General features: G+C 54.1%; 14 protein-coding genes. 12 read left to right on the top strand and 2 right to left on the bottom strand.

From position 1 onward, the window contains the following. Positions 1-42: 42 nt before the first annotated feature. From ACK3CJ_RS18665 to ACK3CJ_RS18625, 9 genes are all read left to right on the top strand, one after another. The gene (locus ACK3CJ_RS18665) at positions 43-975 is read left to right on the top strand and encodes a methylenetetrahydrofolate reductase (RefSeq protein WP_409523713.1); all 933 of its coding nucleotides are present in this window, start codon (positions 43-45) and stop codon (positions 973-975) included. Positions 976-1,056: 81 nt separating this feature from the next. Further along, on the top strand, positions 1,057-1,950 hold the full coding sequence (gene folD, locus ACK3CJ_RS18660) for a bifunctional methylenetetrahydrofolate dehydrogenase/methenyltetrahydrofolate cyclohydrolase FolD (protein ID WP_409523712.1): 894 nt from the start codon (positions 1,057-1,059) through the stop codon (positions 1,948-1,950). A 279-nt stretch (positions 1,951-2,229) separates the two neighbouring features. After that, positions 2,230-3,102 (top strand): formyltetrahydrofolate deformylase, encoded by an 873-nt coding sequence (gene purU, locus ACK3CJ_RS18655; RefSeq protein ID WP_409523711.1) that lies wholly within the window; start codon positions 2,230-2,232, stop codon positions 3,100-3,102. Positions 3,103-3,137: 35 nt separating this feature from the next. Continuing rightward, a complete protein-coding gene (locus ACK3CJ_RS18650) occupies positions 3,138-3,587 on the top strand; it encodes an OsmC family protein (RefSeq protein WP_409523710.1) in 450 nt (149 codons plus the stop codon). Between the two features lie 26 nt (positions 3,588-3,613). Further along, complete coding sequence (locus ACK3CJ_RS18645; protein ID WP_409523709.1) at positions 3,614-4,414, top strand: enoyl-CoA hydratase; 801 nt, start codon at positions 3,614-3,616, stop codon at positions 4,412-4,414. A gap of 46 nt (positions 4,415-4,460) precedes the next feature. Continuing rightward, positions 4,461-6,101, top strand: coding sequence for an acyl-CoA synthetase (locus ACK3CJ_RS18640; RefSeq protein ID WP_409523708.1), 1,641 nt, complete (start codon positions 4,461-4,463; stop codon positions 6,099-6,101). Positions 6,102-6,258: 157 nt separating this feature from the next. Then, positions 6,259-8,865 (top strand): phosphoenolpyruvate carboxylase, encoded by a 2,607-nt coding sequence (ppc, locus tag ACK3CJ_RS18635; protein ID WP_409523707.1) that lies wholly within the window; start codon positions 6,259-6,261, stop codon positions 8,863-8,865. Positions 8,866-9,177: 312 nt separating this feature from the next. Then, complete coding sequence (adk, locus tag ACK3CJ_RS18630) at positions 9,178-9,834, top strand: adenylate kinase (protein WP_409523706.1); 657 nt, start codon at positions 9,178-9,180, stop codon at positions 9,832-9,834. Between the two features lie 122 nt (positions 9,835-9,956). Then, a complete protein-coding gene (locus ACK3CJ_RS18625; RefSeq protein ID WP_409523705.1) occupies positions 9,957-10,538 on the top strand; it encodes a gamma-glutamylcyclotransferase in 582 nt (193 codons plus the stop codon). Between the two features lie 5 nt (positions 10,539-10,543). Here the strand turns inward: ACK3CJ_RS18625 and ACK3CJ_RS18620 are convergent, their stop codons facing one another. Continuing rightward, a complete protein-coding gene (locus ACK3CJ_RS18620) occupies positions 10,544-11,194 on the bottom strand; it encodes a TetR/AcrR family transcriptional regulator (protein ID WP_409523704.1) in 651 nt (216 codons plus the stop codon). Between the two features lie 138 nt (positions 11,195-11,332). On the opposite strand from ACK3CJ_RS18620, the gene ACK3CJ_RS18615 reads away from it, so the two are divergent. The 3 genes from ACK3CJ_RS18615 to rlmB all read left to right on the top strand — a co-directional run bounded on the left by ACK3CJ_RS18615 (position 11,333) and on the right by rlmB (position 17,091). Continuing rightward, positions 11,333-13,363, top strand: a complete 2,031-nt coding sequence (locus ACK3CJ_RS18615; protein WP_409523703.1) for an FAD-dependent oxidoreductase — start codon at positions 11,333-11,335, stop codon at positions 13,361-13,363. Between the two features lie 137 nt (positions 13,364-13,500). Further along, positions 13,501-16,251 (top strand): diguanylate cyclase domain-containing protein, encoded by a 2,751-nt coding sequence (locus tag ACK3CJ_RS18610; protein ID WP_409523702.1) that lies wholly within the window; start codon positions 13,501-13,503, stop codon positions 16,249-16,251. A gap of 99 nt (positions 16,252-16,350) precedes the next feature. After that, positions 16,351-17,091, top strand: a complete 741-nt coding sequence (rlmB, locus tag ACK3CJ_RS18605; protein WP_409523701.1) for a 23S rRNA (guanosine(2251)-2'-O)-methyltransferase RlmB — start codon at positions 16,351-16,353, stop codon at positions 17,089-17,091. Between the two features lie 5 nt (positions 17,092-17,096). On the opposite strand, the gene ACK3CJ_RS18600 is transcribed toward rlmB, so the two are convergent. Next, positions 17,097-19,223 carry a TonB-dependent siderophore receptor gene (locus ACK3CJ_RS18600; protein ID WP_409523700.1) on the bottom strand — a complete coding sequence of 709 codons (2,127 nt, stop codon included), beginning with the start codon at positions 19,221-19,223 and terminating at the stop codon, positions 17,097-17,099. Between the last annotated feature and the right edge of the window lie 88 nt (positions 19,224-19,311).

Here is a 19,311-nt window from a genome sequence, read left to right as displayed (position 1 = left end):
CACAACGGGGTCTCACCACCCACCAGTACACAGGGGAGAATTATGGGGCTGTTATCTTTTCTTAACAAACCTGCTGACAGCACAGAGGATGAGACATCCCGACTGCTGGAGAGCTTTCTGAGCGGCTATTCAATTGAGGTTATACCGCGAACCGCTGACCAGGTGGTGAGTTTTCGAGATATTCTGCCGAAGGGGACGCGGGTATATGTGGCTCATATCGCAGGCACGCCTATAGAGGATATGATTCGTACCGCACGGCGTCTGGCGAATGAGGGCTTCCCGGTCATGCCGCACTTTCCTGCTCGCATCGTCAGGGATCGTGCCGAGCTGGCCGAATGGATCGCTCAATATCAGGGTGAGGTTGGCGTCACACAGGCTCTGCTGTTGGGTGGAGGACTTTCTGCTCCGGTGGGTGAGTTCGAGAATTCGATGCAGATGCTCGAGTCGGGTCTTTTTGACGGGTTCACAAATCTGCATGTTGCAGGCCACCCCGAAGGTAATCGTGATATTGATCCCGATGGCTCAGACAGAATGGTGATGCAGGCCATAAAGTGGAAAAAAGCGTTTTCCGAGCGCACGGATGCCAGTGTGGCGATCACGACGCAGTTCTGTTTCGAGGCGGCTCCGGTTATCGCCTGGGCCGACCGTCTGGAGGCTGAGCGGGTTCACCTGCCAATACATATTGGTCTGGCGGGCCCGGCTAAGATTCATACCCTGATCAAATATGCTGTGTCCTGCGGAGTAGGCCCCAGTATGCGGGTGTTGCAACGCAGAGCAAAGGATGTAACCAAGCTGCTTCTGCCCTATGAGCCTACTGAATTACTGATCGAGCTTGCCATCCATAAGGCTCGTCACCCCGAGTTTGGTATTGAGCAAGTGCATTTCTTTCCGCTGGGCGGGATAGAAAACAATGCAAACTGGGTCACGGAGAATGGCGGGGCTGCGGGTCGGCCTGTATCCTTTGAGGAAGGTTAGGCGAAAAGGCCAGGTGTCGGATATTCTGATGCCTGGTCATCGACCTGCCTCTGACGACACGTTAACTGAATAGGAGACCATATGACTGCACAGATCATCGACGGCAAGGCGTTCGCAGGCACTCTTCGTGAAAGGATAGCCACACATGTTGCGCACCTCAAACAGCAACACGGTATTACGCCGGGTCTTGCAGTAGTACTGGTGGGTGAGGATCCGGCCTCTCAGATCTATGTCCGCTCGAAGGGGAAGCAAACCCTTGAGGCAGGCATGAACTCCTATGAACATAAGCTTTCTGCAGATACCACCGAAGCTGAGCTACTGGCTCTGATCAGTCAGCTCAACGCTGATCCGCAGGTGCATGGCATCCTCGTGCAGCTTCCTTTGCCGGAGCACCTCAACGAGGCTCTGGTGATCAATGCGATTGACTCGGCCAAAGACGTAGACGGGTTCCATATTTCCAATGCTGGCTTGCTTGCAACCGGGCAGAAGGCCATGGTGCCCTGCACTCCTCTGGGGTGCCTGATGTTGCTTCGTGAGTTTTGCGGTAACCTGTCGGGTCAGAATGCAGTGGTGATTGGGCGTTCAAACATCGTCGGGAAACCCATGGCTCAACTCCTGCTGAGAGATAGCTGCACGGTGACCATTGCCCATTCGAAGACACGAAATCTGCAAGAGATAGTCCGTGGTGCCGATATCGTTGTTGCAGCGGTAGGACGACCTCTGTTCATCCAGGGGGAGTGGATCAAGCCTGGTGCCACTGTGATTGATGTGGGAATTAATCGTATTGAGCAGGGAGATGGCTCGACGCGGCTGGTTGGAGATATTAATTTTGATGCCGCCAAAGAGATCGCAGGAGCTATCACCCCGGTACCTGGAGGTGTTGGCCCGATGACCATTGCCTGTCTGCTGGCCAATACCGTGACGGCGTGTTGCCGTATGCACTCCCTTCCTGAGCCAGAAGGGCTGTCGGTCTGACGCCTGACTGAATGCCGTGTGCGAAGTCCTCTTCGCACCGCCTGTCAAACCCACTCTCACCGCCTTCAAACCCATTTGTACCGCCTTCAGCCCCAATCAAAGCGCCGTTTCCAGCACTAGTCCAAACAGTCTAAAGCCCACAGAAAACAAGTCCAATTGCCTGCTTTTGCGGGCGCTGTTTAGGCCTCTCGATCGACAGAATTCTCATATCATTTTCTCTGCTCAAGTAATTCCTGTGGTGAGTCATGCCACCACACTAATAATGAAAGGACCAGCAGAATGAATACAAATACAACAACCTACATCCTTACCGGCAGCTCTCCAACCAAGCTCGGTGTGCTGGACCTGATAATCGGTAGCCTCTATCGACACGAGTGTTATGCGTATGAGATGCATACCTTTGATGATGCCGACACCAGCCGCTTTTTCTTCCGTGTGGAGTTTAATTATGTCGGCAGAGATGAGTTCTCTGAGGAAGACCTACGTAACCAGTTTGCCGACAGAGCTGCGGCCTTTGATATGGAATGGGATCTGCGTGATCTGTCGAATCCTGAGAAAGTGGTGATTCTGGTATCCAAATATGATCACTGCCTGCAGGATCTGCTCCATCGTCACAGTACCGGTGCGCTTAATATCCAGATTCCGGCGATCATATCCAATCATCCGGATCTGAAAAGGCTGGCTGACTGGTACAACATCCCCTATTACCACCTGCCGGTCACTGCAGAAACCAAGGCGCAACAGGAAGCGCAGATGTGGCAGATCATTCAGGAAGCTGAAGCCGACCTGGTTGTGCTGGCGCGTTACATGCAAGTGTTGTCCGAGGATATGTGCAAGAAACTTCACGGACGTGCCATCAATATCCACCACTCCTTGCTGCCGGGTTTCAAGGGTGCCAAGCCATACCATCAGGCCTATGAAAAGGGCGTCAAGCTGGTCGGGGCAACGGCTCATTACGTCAGCGAGGATCTGGACGAGGGTCCGATCATCACTCAGGGCGTGGAGCAGGTCGATCACACCTATACGCCAGAGCGTCTGGTGGCAAAAGGGCGTGACACCGAGCGTCTGATGCTGGCCAAGGCGATCAAGTTGCATGTCGAGAAGCGTTGCTTCCTCAACGGCAATAAAACAGTTGTATTCCCCGGACATTAAGCGCCGCCTTTTACCAAGCTCAAGGAGAAGTATCCATGTCAGTACATCAGTCCGTTATCAGTTGGCAGCGCAACCCTCATGAATCCGAGGCAGGCACCTACTCACGTAATCATCAGGTTATGTTGAATGGTGGTCAGCAGGTGAATGTTTCCGCATCGGTTGAGTTCAAGGGTGATCCAAACTGCGCAGATCCTGAACAGATGCTGGTCAGTGCGGTGTCCAGCTGTCATATGCTGTTTTTTCTGGCGATCGCCGAATTCCAGGGTTATCAGGTCGACTCCTATGAAGATAATCCGGTCGGCTATCTGGAGCGCAACGATAAAAAAGGGATGGAGGTGACGCGCATTGAGTTGTCACCACAGATCACTTTCGGTGGCGATAAGGTTCCAGACCCCAAAGCGATATCCAGAATTCACACGAATGCCCATAGCAACTGTTTTATCCGTAACTCGATCACCGCCGAAGTGACGATCAATCATCTTTAATCAGCCGTTTCTGGCGGGAGCTGTATATGAATCACAGTCAATCCACGGACAAGATCCTTCTCAGAGAAGATAAAGAGGGGGCTGTATATCTGACATTGAATCGTCCCGATAAATTCAACACCCTGTCCGAATCCATGCTGGCTGCATTGCAACAAGCGTTGGATGCGATTGCCGAAGATCCAGCTGTGCGCTGTGTGGTGATCGCTGCCAACGGGCGGGGATTCTGTGCCGGTCATGACCTGCGCGAAATGCGTGCTCATCCCGACCAGGCTTATTACCAGATGCTGTTTCGTAACTGCAGTCGCTTGATGCAGAGTGTCGTGGCGCTGCCGGTGCCGGTCATCGCCAAGGTTCAGGGCATGGCCACGGCGGCAGGCTGCCAACTGGTAGCCAGCTGCGATCTGGCTATCGCTGCCGAGTCGGCCAGTTTCGCAGTGTCGGGCATCAATGTGGGCCTGTTCTGCTCGACTCCGGCGGTGGCGCTGTCACGCAGCATTGCGCCCAAGCGGGCGTTCGACATGCTGATATCCGGCAGCTTTATCGATGCGTCGACTGCTCTGGAGTGGGGCTTGCTCAGTGGCGTCACTGCAGATGCCGATCTGGATGCTGCCGTGGCCGGGAAGGTGGCACAGATTCTGAGCAAGAGTCCTGCGGCGGTACGCTTTGGCAAGTCCATGTTCCATCCTCAACGGCAGATGGCGCTGGCCGAGGCTTATGAGTTTGCCGGTAATGTGATGGCGGAAAACATGATGAGCCCAGATGCGGGCGAGGGTATCGATGCATTTCTCGGCAAGCGTCAACCTACCTGGCAGCAGCCGGGTCACTGACACGGATGGTGTATGAGCTCTTTCTTAAAATTACAGGGGTAAGCCCATGAATGATCTTTGCCAATTTAATGATGCGATCGAGAAAACGGCGGCGAATTATGTTTCTTTGTCACCCTTAAGCTTTATCAGGCGAGCTGCTGCCGTTTATCCCGATCGGACGGCCCTGATCTATAATGAGCTCCGCTACAGCTGGCAGCAGACCTATGCCCGTTGCACCCGGTTGGCATCTCTGCTGAAGCATTTCGGTATCAAGAGGGGCGATACGGTGGCTGTCATGTTGCCGAATGTCCCTGCCATGTATGAAGCCCACTTCGGCGTGCCCATGGTGGGAGCGGTGTTGAATGCGATCAACATCCGTCTTGATCCGGAAGCCGTGGCCTTTATTCTCGATCACAGCCGCTCGCGCTTACTGTTGGTTGACCCTGAATACGCGGACGTGGTCGAGAAGGCTTTGGCCCGGTTGGAGGGGCCAAAGCCCATAGTGATCAACGTGTCTGACCCGAGTCAGGGTGAAGAGCGCTTGATCGGTTATCTGGAGTACGAGCTGTTGCTGGCCGGGCAGCCGGAGCTGGAGGACTGGCAACTGCCAGCCGATGAGTGGGATGCCATTGCACTGGGCTACACCTCCGGCACCACCGGCAACCCCAAAGGGGTCGTGACCCACCATCGAGGCGCTTACCTGAATACTGTCAGCAATGTTCTGGCCTGGGCACTTCCCCAGGATGTGGTCTACTTGTGGACATTGCCGATGTTTCACTGTAACGGTTGGTGCTTCCCATGGACACTGGCAGCGATTGGCGGGACCAATGTCTGTCTGCGCCGGGTCGATCCAGAGATGATCCTGGGGCTGATCAGGCAGCATAAGGTCAGTCACTACTGCGGTGCGCCCATCGTCCACTCAATGATTGCTGATGCAGCTGTGGCTGTACAGGAAAAGTTCACTCATAAAGTATCGGGGTTGATAGCAGGGGCAGCGCCGCCAGCCTCAGTTCTGGCGAAGATGGAGAAGATCGGCTTCGACCTCACCCATGTTTATGGTCTGACCGAGACTTACGGGCCTGCTTCGGTCTGTGCAAAACAGCACGGTTGGGATCAACACTCGCTGGAAGAGCGGGTCCGTCTCAACGGGCGTCAGGGAGTGGCTTATCCCTTGCAGGAGGGGATTGCAGTGATGGACCCGGTCACGATGAAACCGGTTCCTGCTGATGGCGAAACGGTAGGCGAGATCATGTTCCGGGGCAATATTGTCATGAAGGGTTACCTGCGTAACGAAGCCGCCACCAGCGAAGCCTTTGCCGGTGGCTGGTTTCACTCCGGTGACCTGGCCGTCGTGGACGCGGATGGATACATCAAGATCCGTGATCGGCTGAAGGATGTGATCATCTCGGGTGGTGAAAACATCTCCTCGCTGGAGGTCGAAGAGATACTTCTGCGGCACAGTGATGTAGAAATCGCTGCTGTTGTGGCGATGGCAGATGACAAGTGGGGTGAAGTCCCTGCCGCTTTCATCCAGCTGCGTGCCGGCAGTCAGTTGAGCGAAGATGCCCTCATATCCTTCTGTCGGGAGAATATCAGCCGCTTCAAAGTGCCTAAAAAAGTCATCTTCGGGCCGCTGCCGACCACCTCAACCGGGAAAATTCAGAAATTCATGTTGCGCCAGCAGCTCAGAACAGACCTGTCAACCTGAGCTGTCAGGGAGCTGAACGATAATCTCAGGCAGCATGATCACCTGCGCCATTTGCTGCAATCGCGTAATCGGTTACTATCTTGTGTTGAATCCCTGACAGGACAGTGATATCAGGGGTTGATTGTTGTGCTATCAACTTCACACAGGAGAAACGGATATGAGTGATCTGCATGAAGCGTTGCGTGATGATGTACGCATGCTCGGAGAAAGCCTCGGGCTGACGATTGCATCTCATCACGGAGAAGCGTTTCTGGATAAGGTTGAGCATATCCGTCGCCTCGCCAAAGAGGGACGTGTTGACGAGAAGCCGCAGCACCAGGAACTGCTCAAGGCGATCGGCGCACTCAGTGAAGATGAAGTGCTGCCGATGGCGCGAGCTTTCACACAGTTTCTTAACCTCGCTAACATTGCTGAGGAGCACCACCGCGTTCGCCGTCGTTTCGATAGCCAGTTTCAGGATGGCCCGGATGGGTTGGGTACCTTGATCAGCGATCTGGTCGAATCAGGTATTGAGCCCGACGCAATCATCTCGACTCTGTGTGGCATGAAGGTGGATCTGGTCCTCACCGCTCACCCGACCGAGGTCAATCGCCGCACCCTGATACAGAAATATGATTCGATCACCGACTGCCTCAAGGGTCTGGATCGCCATGAGCCGGTAAGTGAGCGCCTGGATCAACTGATCAGCCAGATCTGGCACACCAACGAAATACGCCTGCAGCGCCCGACCCCGATAGAAGAAGCCAAATGGGGTTTTGCAGTGATCGAGAACTCACTGTGGAATGCCGTACCGCAGTTCTTCCGCCGCCTGGATGGCGAACTGAAAGAGCAGTTGGGAAGTGGGCTTGATCTGCGCTGCTCACCACTGCGCTTCTCATCCTGGATGGGTGGGGACCGCGACGGAAACCCCAACGTCACCGCCCGTGTCACCAGCGAAGTATTGATGCTGGCGCGCTGGATGGCAGCCGATCTTTATGGGCGTGACGTTGACGAACTGCGCGCCGAGCTTTCAATGTATGAAGCCAGTGCCGAGCTCAGAGCCGTGGTTGGTCAGGCGGCTGAACCCTATCGCGCCGCGCTGGGCAATCTGCGCCATGCACTCTATCAGACGCGTGACGGTATCGAGCGTATACTGCGGGGGGGCGAAGCCAGTTATGTCGGTTGGATCCACTCACAGGAGGAACTGCTGGAGCCCCTGCTGCTGTGCCATCGCTCCCTGACTGAATGCGGTATGGGAAAAATTGCGGCAGGTCATCTGGAAGATCTGATTCGACGCATCGCGTGCTTTGGGCTCTATCTGGTACGGCTGGATATTCGTCAGAACGCCGACCGCCATGCCGAAGTATTTGATGAACTGACTGAGTTCTATCAGCTCGGTTGCTACTCCGACTGGTCGGAGGAAGATAAACAAACGTTCCTGCTGCGTGAACTGGAGTCCGAGCGACCATTGCTGCCGCGCCATTGGGCCCCCTCACCGAATGTACAGGAGGTGCTGGATACCTGTCAGGTGGTGGCTCAGACTCCTGAAATGGCGCTGGGCTCCTATGTCATCTCCATGGCCAGCAAACCTTCAGATGTGCTGGCGGTGATTCTGCTGCTGCGTGAACTGGGTGTCAGCCACGACATGCGGGTCGTGCCTCTTTTTGAGACTCTGGACGACCTGGATGGCGGCCCTGACTGTATCGATCAGTTGCTCAAAATAGACTGGTACAAGCGCTATACACATGGCCTGCAGGAAGTGATGATCGGCTATTCGGACTCATCCAAGGATGCCGGGCAACTGGCCGCCGCCTGGGGACAGTATCGAGCACAGGAATCACTCACAGCTATCTGTGCGCAGCATGGCGTTCACCTCACACTTTTCCATGGTCGCGGTGGCACGGTCGGTCGTGGCGGCGGCCCCAGCCATACGGCAATTCTGTCGCAGCCACCGGGTTCTGTAGCCGGATCTCTGCGCGTTACCGAACAGGGCGAAATGATCCGCTTCAAGTTCGGTGTGCCCGAGATTGCAGTACGTAATCTGGAGCTCTATACCGGGGCAGTGCTCAAGGCGACGCTTTCGCCGACAGTATTGCCACAGGAGAGCTGGCGCAAACAGATGGATCAACTGGCACAGGCGGGTTTAACCGGCTATCGCTCTGTCGTACGTGAAGATCCACAGTTCGTACCCTATTTCCGTGCCGTGACACCGGAACAGGAATTGGCAAAGTTGCCGCTGGGGTCACGCCCTGCAAAACGGCGTGTGGATGGCGGTGTTGAGAGCCTGCGTGCCATCCCCTGGATATTTGCCTGGACCCAGATTCGTCTGCTGCTGCCTGCCTGGCTGGGTTCCGACACGGCCTTGGGTGAAGCGATAGAGCAGGGGCGTTTGAAGGAGCTGCAGGCGATGTACGATACCTGGCCTTTTTTCCGCACCAATATCGATATGCTGGAAATGGTACTGGCCAAGGCGGATGTCAGTATCGCCTACTACTATGAAAAACGCCTGGTCTCCGATGAACTCAAGGTGCTTGGTGCGAGCCTGCGTGATCGCCTGATGCAAACGGTGGCGCTGGTCAAACAGATTAAAGAGTGTGATCAACTGCTGGAATCCAGCCCGATGATTCGACAATCGATCGATGTCAGAAATCCCTATCTGGATCCACTGCACTTTCTGCAGGCAGAACTTTTGCATCGAGACCGAAACCAACCGGATCAACGACTTGAGAAGGCACTGATGGTGACAATGGCTGGGATTTCTGCCGGGATGAGGAATACCGGCTAAGGCTAATTGTATGATCAGGGTTGATCCTGATACCTGCTTTGGCGTAATCTCGGTAGGTTTTGTAGCAGCTTCGGCACATATGCGGCGCTCTTTTAGTAGTCTCTCCAGTCACTTTTTGTGGTCAAAAGTGGGGTTATTGGTAGTGCTAATGTCGCATTGTCGCATGCCTTCGAGGCAGGTAAGGTCATACTCTGACACAGATATAACATACATGCCGGTCTCCGCTCCTGCAGAGCGTCGAGCCGGATACACGAGTATCAATCGGCATGTATCAAGTACAGAATTCTAAAACGATTCAGGAGAAAACCCTCAATGCGTATTATTCTGCTTGGCGCCCCAGGTGCCGGTAAAGGCACGCAAGCGCAGTATATTACCGAGAAATTCGGTATTCCGCAGATCTCAACCGGCGACATGCTGCGTGCAGCGGTCAAGGCTGGCACACCTCTGGGTGTGCAGGCGAAGCAGGTGATGGATGCCGGTGAACTGGTATCCGACGATATCATCATCGGGCTGGTCAAGGAGCGTATTCAGGAAGCTGATTGTGCCAATGGATTCCTGTTTGACGGCTTCCCGCGCACCATCCCTCAGGCAGATGCGATGAAAAATGCAGGTGTTATCATCGATGCCGTGGTCGAGATCGATGTTGATAACGAAGAGATCATCGGGCGCATGAGTGGCCGTCGCGTTCATCCGGGTTCCGGGCGTACTTATCACATCACCTTTAACCCACCCAAAGTGGAAGGCAAGGATGACGTCACCGGTGAAGAGCTGGTGCAGCGTGTTGATGATCAGGAAGACACTGTGCGTCAGCGCCTGCGTGTATATGATGAGCAGACTGCACCACTGATCAACTACTACAAAAGCTGGAATGAAGAAGGTTCAGCTGGCGCGCCGCGTTACGTTTATGTACAAGGTGTCGGCAGTGTGGATGATATCCGTGATAAAATCTTTGCCGGCCTCGACGCCTGATCAACTGCTTGATCACCGTTTGATGCACTGTATGAAAGCCGCCTTCTGGCGGCTTTCTGCATTCAGGGCTTTCAAACGTGTTAATTTAAAGCCGATAACCGACAAGAGTGAAACAGAGCAGCATGTCCAGGCCGATCAGATCAACTGATACTCAGGCGCGTAACCGCGATATGAATCTTTTTGATGGCCACCAGCAGATCTGGCTGTTCGGCTATGGATCGCTCATCTTCAAGGCGGACTTTCCCTACCTCGAACGGCGCCCTGCCAGCATCCGCCATTGGGTAAGGCGCTTCTGGCAAGCCTCCCACGATCATCGTGGCACAGTCGAGGTGCCGGGGAGGGTAGTGACCCTGATTCAGCAACCCGGCGCGATCTGCCATGGCATGGCATATCTGATCACACCTGAAGAGTTTGCTCATCTGGATTTCAGAGAGAAGAATGGTTATCTGCGCTTCGTGACACGCATGACCTTTACCGATGGCAGCGAAGCGGATGGTCTGGTGTATATCGCCACCGAGGATAACGAAGCCTTTCTGGGAGCTGCGTCAGAGCGAGATATCGCACTTCAGATCGCCAGCGCAACAGGACCGAGTGGGGCCAATAGCGAATATCTCCTGTCACTGGCACAGGCGCTGCGAGAACTGGTCGATCATGATGAGCATGTGTTCGGGATAGAGCGGCACCTATTGGATATTCTCGATTGAGTTATTCAGCCCGCCAGATCGTCCGACGGCTGAAAGCGATGCCGATGGAAGAAACGCTCCAGCTCTGCCGGGCCAGGTGGCTGCCCTGTGAACACTTCCACATAGCGAGCGATACGCGCCATGCGAATCGCCAGGCTCTCCTCAGTACGCATTGAGATATAGCCTATCTGGGTCAGATAGATAGTGCGTGCACGAATATCCGCTTCTGCATCAGCAAAACCATAACGTTCAAACATCGTTTTCAAGGCGGTCAGGCGCAGGCGGTCAGCATCAGCGATCTCGCTCGCGACCTCGTCGGACTGCAGCGCCCAGTTGCGTATGGCGAACTCAAAGCGATCATCAAACAGAGCGCTATCAATCCAGCAATCAAACAGGTTCAGCGCGGCCTCGGTGATGCTGGCTGCAAACGCATGAGTCTGAGCAATCAGATTGCCGGTGTTCTTCTGTCGCCAACGCTCGATCAGCGCCTCCAGCAATGCCTCCCTATCTTTGAAAAACCAGTAAAAACTGGTGCGCGACAGTTTCAGTTGTTTGGCCAGAGGCATGATGCGAACGGCATCGACACCGCTGTTGAGCAGTGTGTCATACGCGGCTTCGAGCCAGATATCGGCCGAACCACGCCATCCGGTTTCTGAAGGGGGGAGGTGAGTATTCATCGCGCCAAGACTACGACAATATGTCGGGAAAGACAATAAAATGTACATAAGCGTCAATATAATTGACACATGTGTACATTAAGCCTAGTCTTGGCAAAACCTGCTACCTTAAATCAAGAAAAACCTGTCGGGGGCACCATGTCCAAAGATCCGCTACTCCAGCCATATCAGCTTAAGCATCTGACACTCAAAAACCGCATCATGGCGACATCCCATGAGCCTGCCTACCCGGAAGATGGCATGCCCAAGGCGCGTTACCGTGCCTATCATGTCGAGAGGGCCAAGGCTGGGCTGGCGCTGACGATGACGGCAGGATCTGCAACCGTCTCGCGCGATAGCCCCCCGGTGTTCAACAACATCCTGGCCTACAGAGATGACGTGGTGCCGTGGTTGAAGGATCTGACCGATGCCTGTCATGAGCATGGCACCGCCGTGATGATTCAGCTCACGCATCTGGGCCGCCGTACCAGTTGGTCCAAGGCAGACTGGCTGCCGGTGGTGTCACCGTCACATCATCGTGAGGCCTCGCATCGTTCTTTTCCAAAAAAGATGGAAGACTGGGATATTGATAGGATCATTCGCGACTATGCAGATGCCGCAGAGCGGATGCAGGCGGGTGGTATGGATGGCATAGAACTGCAAGCCTACGGACACCTGATGGATCAGTTCTGGTCACCACTGACCAATGAGTTGGAAGGGCCCTATGGCGGCTCGCTGGATAACCGCCTGCGCTTCACCTTTGATGTGCTCAGTGCGATCCGTGCCCGGGTCGGTTCTGAGTTTATCGTGGGGGTGCGCTACACCGCAGATGAATGTCTGCCGGGCGGGTTGACCCGTGCTGATGGTCTGGATATCTCGCATCGCTTGAAAGACTCCGGCATGGTGGATTTTCTGAACGTGATTCGTGGTCATATCGATACCGATGCCGGTTTGACCGACGTGATCCCGGTGCAAGGGATGCGCAATGCGCCGCATCTGGATTTTGCCGGTGAGGTGCGTGCGGCTACCGGATTCCCGACCTTCCATGCCGCCAAGATTCCGGATTTGGCAACGGCGCGTTATGCGATCGAATCCGGCAAGCTGGATATGGTTGGCATGACCCGGGCGCATATGGCCGATCCACATATCGTGCGCAAGATACTGCAAGGTCGCGAAGAGTCGATACGCCCCTGTGTGGGAGCCAATTTCTGCCTGGATCGTATCTATCAGGGGGGCGAAGCCTACTGCATTCACAACGCCGCGACAGGCCGTGAGCTGACCATGCCGCATGATATCGAGCCCGCGACAGTGAAGCGTAAGGTTGTGGTAGTCGGTACGGGTCCGGCGGGACTGGAAGCGGCGCGAGTGGCCGCAGAAAGAGGGCATGAGGTCGTGGTGTTCGAAGCCGCAGCTAACCCCGGCGGGCAGATCAGACTGACAGCACAGAGCGAACGCCGCCGTGAAATGATGAGCATCATCGACTGGCGCATGGAGCAGTGTCAGGAGATGGGTGTGGTCTTCCGTTTCAACACCTGGGCAGAAGCCGAAGATGTGCTGGCCGAACAACCGGATGAGGTGATCATAGCAACCGGTGGTCTGCCACATACCGACGTGCTCAGCGAAGGGAATGAACTGGTGGTATCAAGCTGGGATATCATCGCCGGTGATGTCAAACCGGGCAAGAATGTCCTGCTGTTTGATGATGCCGGTGACCATGCCGCGCTGCAGGCTGCCGAAGTGCTGGCAGCCAGTGGTGCCAAAGTGGAAGTGATGACACCAGATCGATCTTTTGCCCCCGAGGTGATGGCGATGAATCTGGTGCCCTATATGCGCAGTCTGCAACCACTGGATGTCACTTTTACCGTGACCTTCCGGTTGCACAGCGTCGTGCGGGATCAAGCGGGACTGCTGGCGCGGGTCGGCAGTGATTATGGTGGCGTCATCAAGGAACGGCATATTGATCAGGTTGTGGTCAACCATGGCACCCTGCCACTGGATGAGTTGTACTTTGATCTCAAGGTCCAGTCTGCCAATAAGGGCGAAGTCGATTACGATGCCCTGATTGCCGGTCGCCCACAACCAGCAGCACCCGATGGGCAGTTTCGGCTGTTCCGGATCGGGGACGCTGTATCGGCCCGCAACACCCATGCCGCGATCTATGATGCGCTGCGTCTGGTGAAAGATATATAGGCAAACACAACTTCTGCTAAAAATCGGCCCTGACACACCTCGTTGCTGGTTTCAGGGCCAATTGCGCGCTACACTCAAATCTGACCCGAATAAAATACCTTCAGGAACGAAGGTGTACTACCAATAAATGGGTGGTTATGAACAAGCGTGCTGACGAGTCCAAGCAGGCTGTAACCCGCTCGTGCTTTTCGCTGAAAAGTGCTTACTCGCTCCGTTTTCTGTTCTCACTGCCCGTACTTCTTCTGCTGTTGATCACAACTTTGCTGATCAGCGCTATCTCTTACTACCATGGCCAGCGTGCTGCCGAGTATTTCGAAAGAGGCTACTCCCACGAAGTGGGAAACCGTATCGAAGGGCAGTTAGTGCGATTTTTTTCCATCCAGCGCTTGTTGCTTGAGACCAATCGCCGTTCTCTGCTCTCGGGGGATCTCTCCTCAGAGCGCCCGGTGGATATGCTGCGCCGGTTCAGTGTACAGATCAGTAGCCTGCCATCCCTGACGGTCATCTCTTTCGGTGGCCCGGATGGAGTGTATGTCGGCGCGAGCCGCGATATGGAGAATCTGGATGTTACCCTGATGACAGTGTTGCCGCAGAATGAAATGCTCTGGCACACCTATCACCAGGGCGTAGACTACGGGCTGGGCGAACCGATTGAGGACGAAATAGAAGAGTATGACCCTCGCATACGGGGTTGGTACACTGCTGCGATGGAAGCTGATGGGCCCGTCTGGTATCCGGTTTATCGCTATTTCTACGAAAACAACCTGGGTATGGGCTTGTCTGTTCGGGTGGAAAATGAACAGGGCGTGATTGGTGTACTCTCCAGTGATGTCGCTCTGGAGCAGGTGAGTCGTTATCTCAGCGCCGAATCGATCGGCCAGAACGGAATTGCCTTTATTACCGAGGGGGATGGAGAACTGTTGGCCACCTCAACCGGTGACCCTGCTTACAAGCTGGAAAATGATCAGTATGTCAGAGTTCTTGCCACCGATAGTGTAAACCCGTTGTTGCGTACGGCGGGTGTTTCGATCTCCGGGCAGACTGATCCATCAGGGCAGGTACGCTTTACACATGCCGATCAGGAATATCTGCTGGACTATCGGGAGTTTGTTGACCCACTTGGCCTGCGCCTGAAAATAGCTGTGGTACTTCCTCGCGCCGAGTTCATGACCTTTGTGAACCGTAATCTGCATCAGACTCTGTGGCTCAGTATTGCAGCAATGCTCTTGGCCGGCCTTGCAGCCTTGTGGCTGGCGGGCTGGTTGGTACGACCCGTCATGCTGCTCAAACGACGGGCGCTGGCGCTGTCAGCCATGGACTGGTCACAACCGCCACTGCCCTGCACACCGGTCCTGGAAGTGAATGAACTGACCGATGCCTATGAGTTGATGGCAAAACACCTGCGCGAGCTATTTGAAAGCCTTGAACAAAAGGTCAATGAACGCACCGCAGAGCTGGCACAGAAAACACGCTTTGCCAACCAGCAGCGCAATCTGCTGGCATCGCTGCTGGTGGATCAAACGCTGAACCAGGAAAGTGTCCAGGCAATAGCCGACCGCCTGGTGTCTGAGGTGTCCGAAACCATGGAGGTGCAGCGTGCGAGTATCTGGCTGTTGACTGATACTGGTGATGCATTCCGATGTATCTCCCTGTATGAGAAGGGGCAGCAGCAGCCAACAGAAAATCTGTTGCTCAGCCAGACCGATTATCCTGCTTATATTGACCATCTCCTGCGCCAGGGTTGGCTCAATGCCAAAGATGTATTAAACCATGAGGCGACGGTTGATCTGATCGAACCTTACCTGAAGCCGCTGGGGATCGGCGCGATGCTGGATGCCGGTATCCGCAGCGGAGGGCGATTAGTCGGTATGCTCTGTCTGGAACATGTAGGTGGATCACGCCAGTGGCTGCCCGATGAAGAGGTATTCATCAGTACCATCGCAGCCATTATGGGCCAGTCGATCAGTGCCTTCGAGCGGCGACAGAATGAGCGTAAGCTGCGTCTGGCCGCGAGTGTATTTGCCAACAGCTATGAAGCGATCATGATCAGCGATGCCGACAACATAATCGTAGATGTTAATCCGGCGTTTACCCGCATCACGGGGTATGAGGCCGAGGAAATAATTGGCAAACACCCCAGCCTGCTTCGCTCCGGGAAACACAGTCAAGAGTATTTCGATGCCATCTACAGCAGTCTGGATCATCGGGATCATTGGCGTGGCGAAATCTGGGACAAACGTAAAAACGGCGAGATCTATCCCAAGATCATGTCGGTGGCGGCGGTGCGTGATGATCATGGTAAGGTGCTGCACCATGTCAGCGTGTTCAGCGACATCAGCCAGCTCAAGGATCAGGAAGAGGCGTTGCAGCGCCTGGCTCTGTACGACAGCCTCACTGGCGTACCCAATCGCCGCTTGCTGGCCGAGCGGCTGCAGCTTGCGATCACTCGCAGCCGTCGTTCGGGCAAGCTGATGGCCGTGTGCTATCTTGATCTGGATAACTTCAAACCGATCAACGACTCACTCGGTCATGCGGCAGGTGATGCGTTATTGGTGGAAGTGGCGCGTCGCTTCAATGTGATACTGCGTGGCGGCGATACCCTGGCGCGCCTCGGCGGGGATGAGTTTGTACTGCTGCTGTGTGATCTGGAAGAGCCTGTGCAGGTCGAACTGATCATGTTGCGTGTGCAGGAGGCGATCTCAGCCCCCTTCCTGCTCGATGGGCAGACGGTAATGGTTTCGACCAGTATCGGGATCACTTTCTTCCCGGATGACAACTCAGACGGCGACACCCTGCTGCGACATGCTGATCAGGCGATGTATATTGCCAAACAGGCCGGACGTAACCGCTATGCGATCTTCAATCCCGACACGGATCAGATCGACTGAAGCAACAGCCCGCTCGTATCAGCATGCCTGATTATCGACCCTGTGCTAGAATGGCGCCGATAACATCCACTTACGCATTACTTATTCCACAGGTCGGTCATGGCTTCTGAAATCGTCTTCGGCATACATGCCGTCACATCCCTGCTCAAGCAGGATCCCAATCGCATCAAATCTCTTTTTGTACTCAGTGGCCGGGAGGATGCCCGCCTGCAACTTCTGTTGGAAGAAGCCAGCAAGCTGGGTATCTCGGTGCAGATGACGGCGCGTAAACGCCTGGATGATATGGCTGGCGGCGTACATCAGGGAATTGTTGCCGATTGCAAACCGATGCAGGCGCAAGACGAGACCTATCTCGATTACCTGCTGGACAATACCGATGAATCTTTATTGCTGCTGGTGCTGGATGGCGTGACTGACCCGCATAATCTGGGTGCCTGCCTGCGTACTGCCGAAGCAGCTGGTGTTCAGGCTGTGATTGCCCCGAAAGACAAATCCGCACCACTGAATGCCACTGTCAACAAGGTCGCCTGTGGCGCGGCAGAAACAGTACCCTATATTCAAGTTACCAATCTGGCCAGAAGCATGCAGAAAATGCAGGCAGCTGGCGTCTGGATTACCGGCACGGCCGGCGAAGCAGAACATACCCTGTATGAAGTTGATCTGAAAGGCTCCATGGCACTGGTTATGGGCGCAGAAGGCAAAGGCATGCGCCGTTTGACCCGCGAACATTGCGACCAGCTGGTTAAAATCCCGATGCTGGGACAGATCAGCAGCCTGAACGTATCGGTAGCCACCGGCGTATGCCTGTTTGAAGTGGTTCGCCAGCGTCAGGCGGTGTAAAGGTCCTAAAAGGTTGTTTTGAACGAAAGCGTAATCAGGCGAGGAGCACCGGGGTACAGTTTCGTGTTGTTGTTTCCGCCTGTGTAGTAGGTCTTGTCAAACAGGTTTTCAATGTTCATGGCGAAGCGGTACTGCTTCAGATCATAGTAGAAACCCAGGTCGGTGCGCGTATATCCCGGCATTTCGACCTGCGAAGCAGGGTTCACATTGGAAAACTGCTTCGACTGATAATTCATCCCCAAAGAAGCACCGACAGTACCACCCCAGACCTGTTGCGGCAGGTTATATCGAGTCCAGATAAACGCATTGTGTCTGGGGGCAAACGCATTCACCTTGCCAACCAGTGCAGAGTTCGGGCTGGCTGATACGACTGAATCAACATTCGCATATCCCACACGAATTTGCCAGTTTTCCACAGGTAGCGCCTGTAGCTCCAGTTCATATCCTGTGCTCTCAAGCTCACCGAGCAGTTCATAGTCACCTGCTGAATTTCGCTCAGTAATATTGCTTTTTGTGATTTTATAACCGGCAACCGTCAGATTCAGTCTGTCATCCAACAGTGCTGCCTTGATGCCTATCTCATTCTGGCTGCCGAGTTCCGGATCAAAGCTACTGCCATCAGCGGCTCTTCTTTCAATACTGTTAGGATTGAATGATTCAGTGTGGCTGGCGTATAGCGAGACAGAATCGGTCGCACGAAAAACAACCCCCGCCTGAGGCAGGAGCTTCCGGGTGTTTTGTGTTTCGTGGATATCCGTGTGTTTTTCACTGAAGCGGGTATGTTGCGTATCGAACCGACCGCCCAGCATAACCGAGACATGCTCATTCAGATCTACAGTATCCTGAATATAGATTCCGGCGTTGTAGTAGTCAGTTACGCGGTGGTTACCTGACTGAATTGCAACCGGTACGCCAGAGTCAGACATGGGGTCAAGCACGCTGATATTTGGTGATACATTGGCGCCAAACCGGATACGATTAAAGTCCGCACGTTCAAAGCCGCCATTGATACCGACGAGCAGGTTATGAAACAGAGCCCCTGTCTCAAATTTGTGCGACAGGTTGGCATCCACGAAATGGTATTCACGCTTATTAAGCTGATGACGGTCTCGGCGTCTCAGTGAGGCATCCGAGATATTGGCTGCATCGCTCACGCGGTTATTCTCATACAGCTTGCGCTCATCCTCATGGTAAACGCTGCGCAGATTCAATCTGAAAAGGGTGCTGTCACTCAGTTGGTTTTCCAGATGACCAAATAAAACCAGCCCTTCATCGTTATCCAGGTCGCCTTTCTTCTGATAGCGCGTTGATAGTGGAGCCGTTTGATTGATGTCGCTATTGGCGGCTACCAGTCCATCATCAGCATCACGGCGCTCTCTCACATACTCCATGCCGACCGTACCCTTTATCTCGGGAGTGAACTGGTATGTCAGAGTGGGATATAAATAAATGCTGCTGTCATTAACGCCATCCCGGAATGAATCAATATTCTTGGCGCTGGCGATAAAACGATAAAGCAGGTCGTCATCGTCGCTGGCCGAACCAGTGGTATCGAAGGTCAGTGACGCGCCATTATCTGAGCCGAACCTGGAGTTTTCGGATGCATAGCTACGACCGCTCATGCTGACACTGGTGCTGCTCTGTGCTTCCGGTTTTTTAGTAACAATATTGACCAAGCCACCGGGTTCCATCAAGCCATACAAAACGGATGAAGGGCCTTTCAATACCTCGACGCGCTCAATATTAGCTGTAGAGGGCGAGCCAAAACGCGATGCCAGGCCAGGTAATCCATTGGCCTGAACATTCTGCAGGCCCGATGATAAACCGCGTAGCGTGAAGCTGTTGGCGTTATTACCTGACTGGCTGAGGCCGACAATATAGGGGTACACATCGGCCAGAGTTTCTGCCTGCAAGTCGCGCATCAGGTTTTCATTGACGATATTGACGCTCAACGGGGTATCAAGAAGATCCAGATCTGTTTTAGTCGCCGTTTCGGACAGTCGAATATAGGGTGTTTGCTGGCCAGTGATGACTAATGCCGGTAGAGAGGTAGTATTCTCCTGAGCCCAGGCAGAAGGGAGCGACAGTCCCATGCAGAAGCAGGAAAGGTAGGTGTAAGGTTTAGATATCATCTTAATCCAAATATCAATATTAATAAGAATATAAATAATTATCATTGAAATTGTAGGTGAGCCAGTAACGACATGCAACAAGTGGGGG

It is taken from the genome of Nitrincola salilacus (genome assembly GCF_046271865.1).
Lineage (GTDB): Bacteria > Pseudomonadota > Gammaproteobacteria > Pseudomonadales > Balneatricaceae > Nitrincola > Nitrincola salilacus.
The sequence above is the reverse complement of the archived record's forward strand: the minus strand, read 5'-3'. Positions and strand labels throughout refer to the sequence as shown.

Coding starts and splice junctions, on each gene's coding strand:
- ACK3CJ_RS18665 (WP_409523713.1), top strand. CDS start 43: ATGGGGCTGTTATCTTTTCTTAACAAACCTGCTGACAGCACAGAGGAT.
- folD (WP_409523712.1), top strand. CDS start 1,057: ATGACTGCACAGATCATCGACGGCAAGGCGTTCGCAGGCACTCTTCGT.
- purU (WP_409523711.1), top strand. CDS start 2,230: ATGAATACAAATACAACAACCTACATCCTTACCGGCAGCTCTCCAACC.
- ACK3CJ_RS18650 (WP_409523710.1), top strand. CDS start 3,138: ATGTCAGTACATCAGTCCGTTATCAGTTGGCAGCGCAACCCTCATGAA.
- ACK3CJ_RS18645 (WP_409523709.1), top strand. CDS start 3,614: ATGAATCACAGTCAATCCACGGACAAGATCCTTCTCAGAGAAGATAAA.
- ACK3CJ_RS18640 (WP_409523708.1), top strand. CDS start 4,461: ATGAATGATCTTTGCCAATTTAATGATGCGATCGAGAAAACGGCGGCG.
- ppc (WP_409523707.1), top strand. CDS start 6,259: ATGAGTGATCTGCATGAAGCGTTGCGTGATGATGTACGCATGCTCGGA.
- adk (WP_409523706.1), top strand. CDS start 9,178: ATGCGTATTATTCTGCTTGGCGCCCCAGGTGCCGGTAAAGGCACGCAA.
- ACK3CJ_RS18625 (WP_409523705.1), top strand. CDS start 9,957: ATGTCCAGGCCGATCAGATCAACTGATACTCAGGCGCGTAACCGCGAT.
- ACK3CJ_RS18620 (WP_409523704.1), bottom strand. CDS start 11,194: ATGAATACTCACCTCCCCCCTTCAGAAACCGGATGGCGTGGTTCGGCC.
- ACK3CJ_RS18615 (WP_409523703.1), top strand. CDS start 11,333: ATGTCCAAAGATCCGCTACTCCAGCCATATCAGCTTAAGCATCTGACA.
- ACK3CJ_RS18610 (WP_409523702.1), top strand. CDS start 13,501: ATGAACAAGCGTGCTGACGAGTCCAAGCAGGCTGTAACCCGCTCGTGC.
- rlmB (WP_409523701.1), top strand. CDS start 16,351: ATGGCTTCTGAAATCGTCTTCGGCATACATGCCGTCACATCCCTGCTC.
- ACK3CJ_RS18600 (WP_409523700.1), bottom strand. CDS start 19,223: ATGATATCTAAACCTTACACCTACCTTTCCTGCTTCTGCATGGGACTG.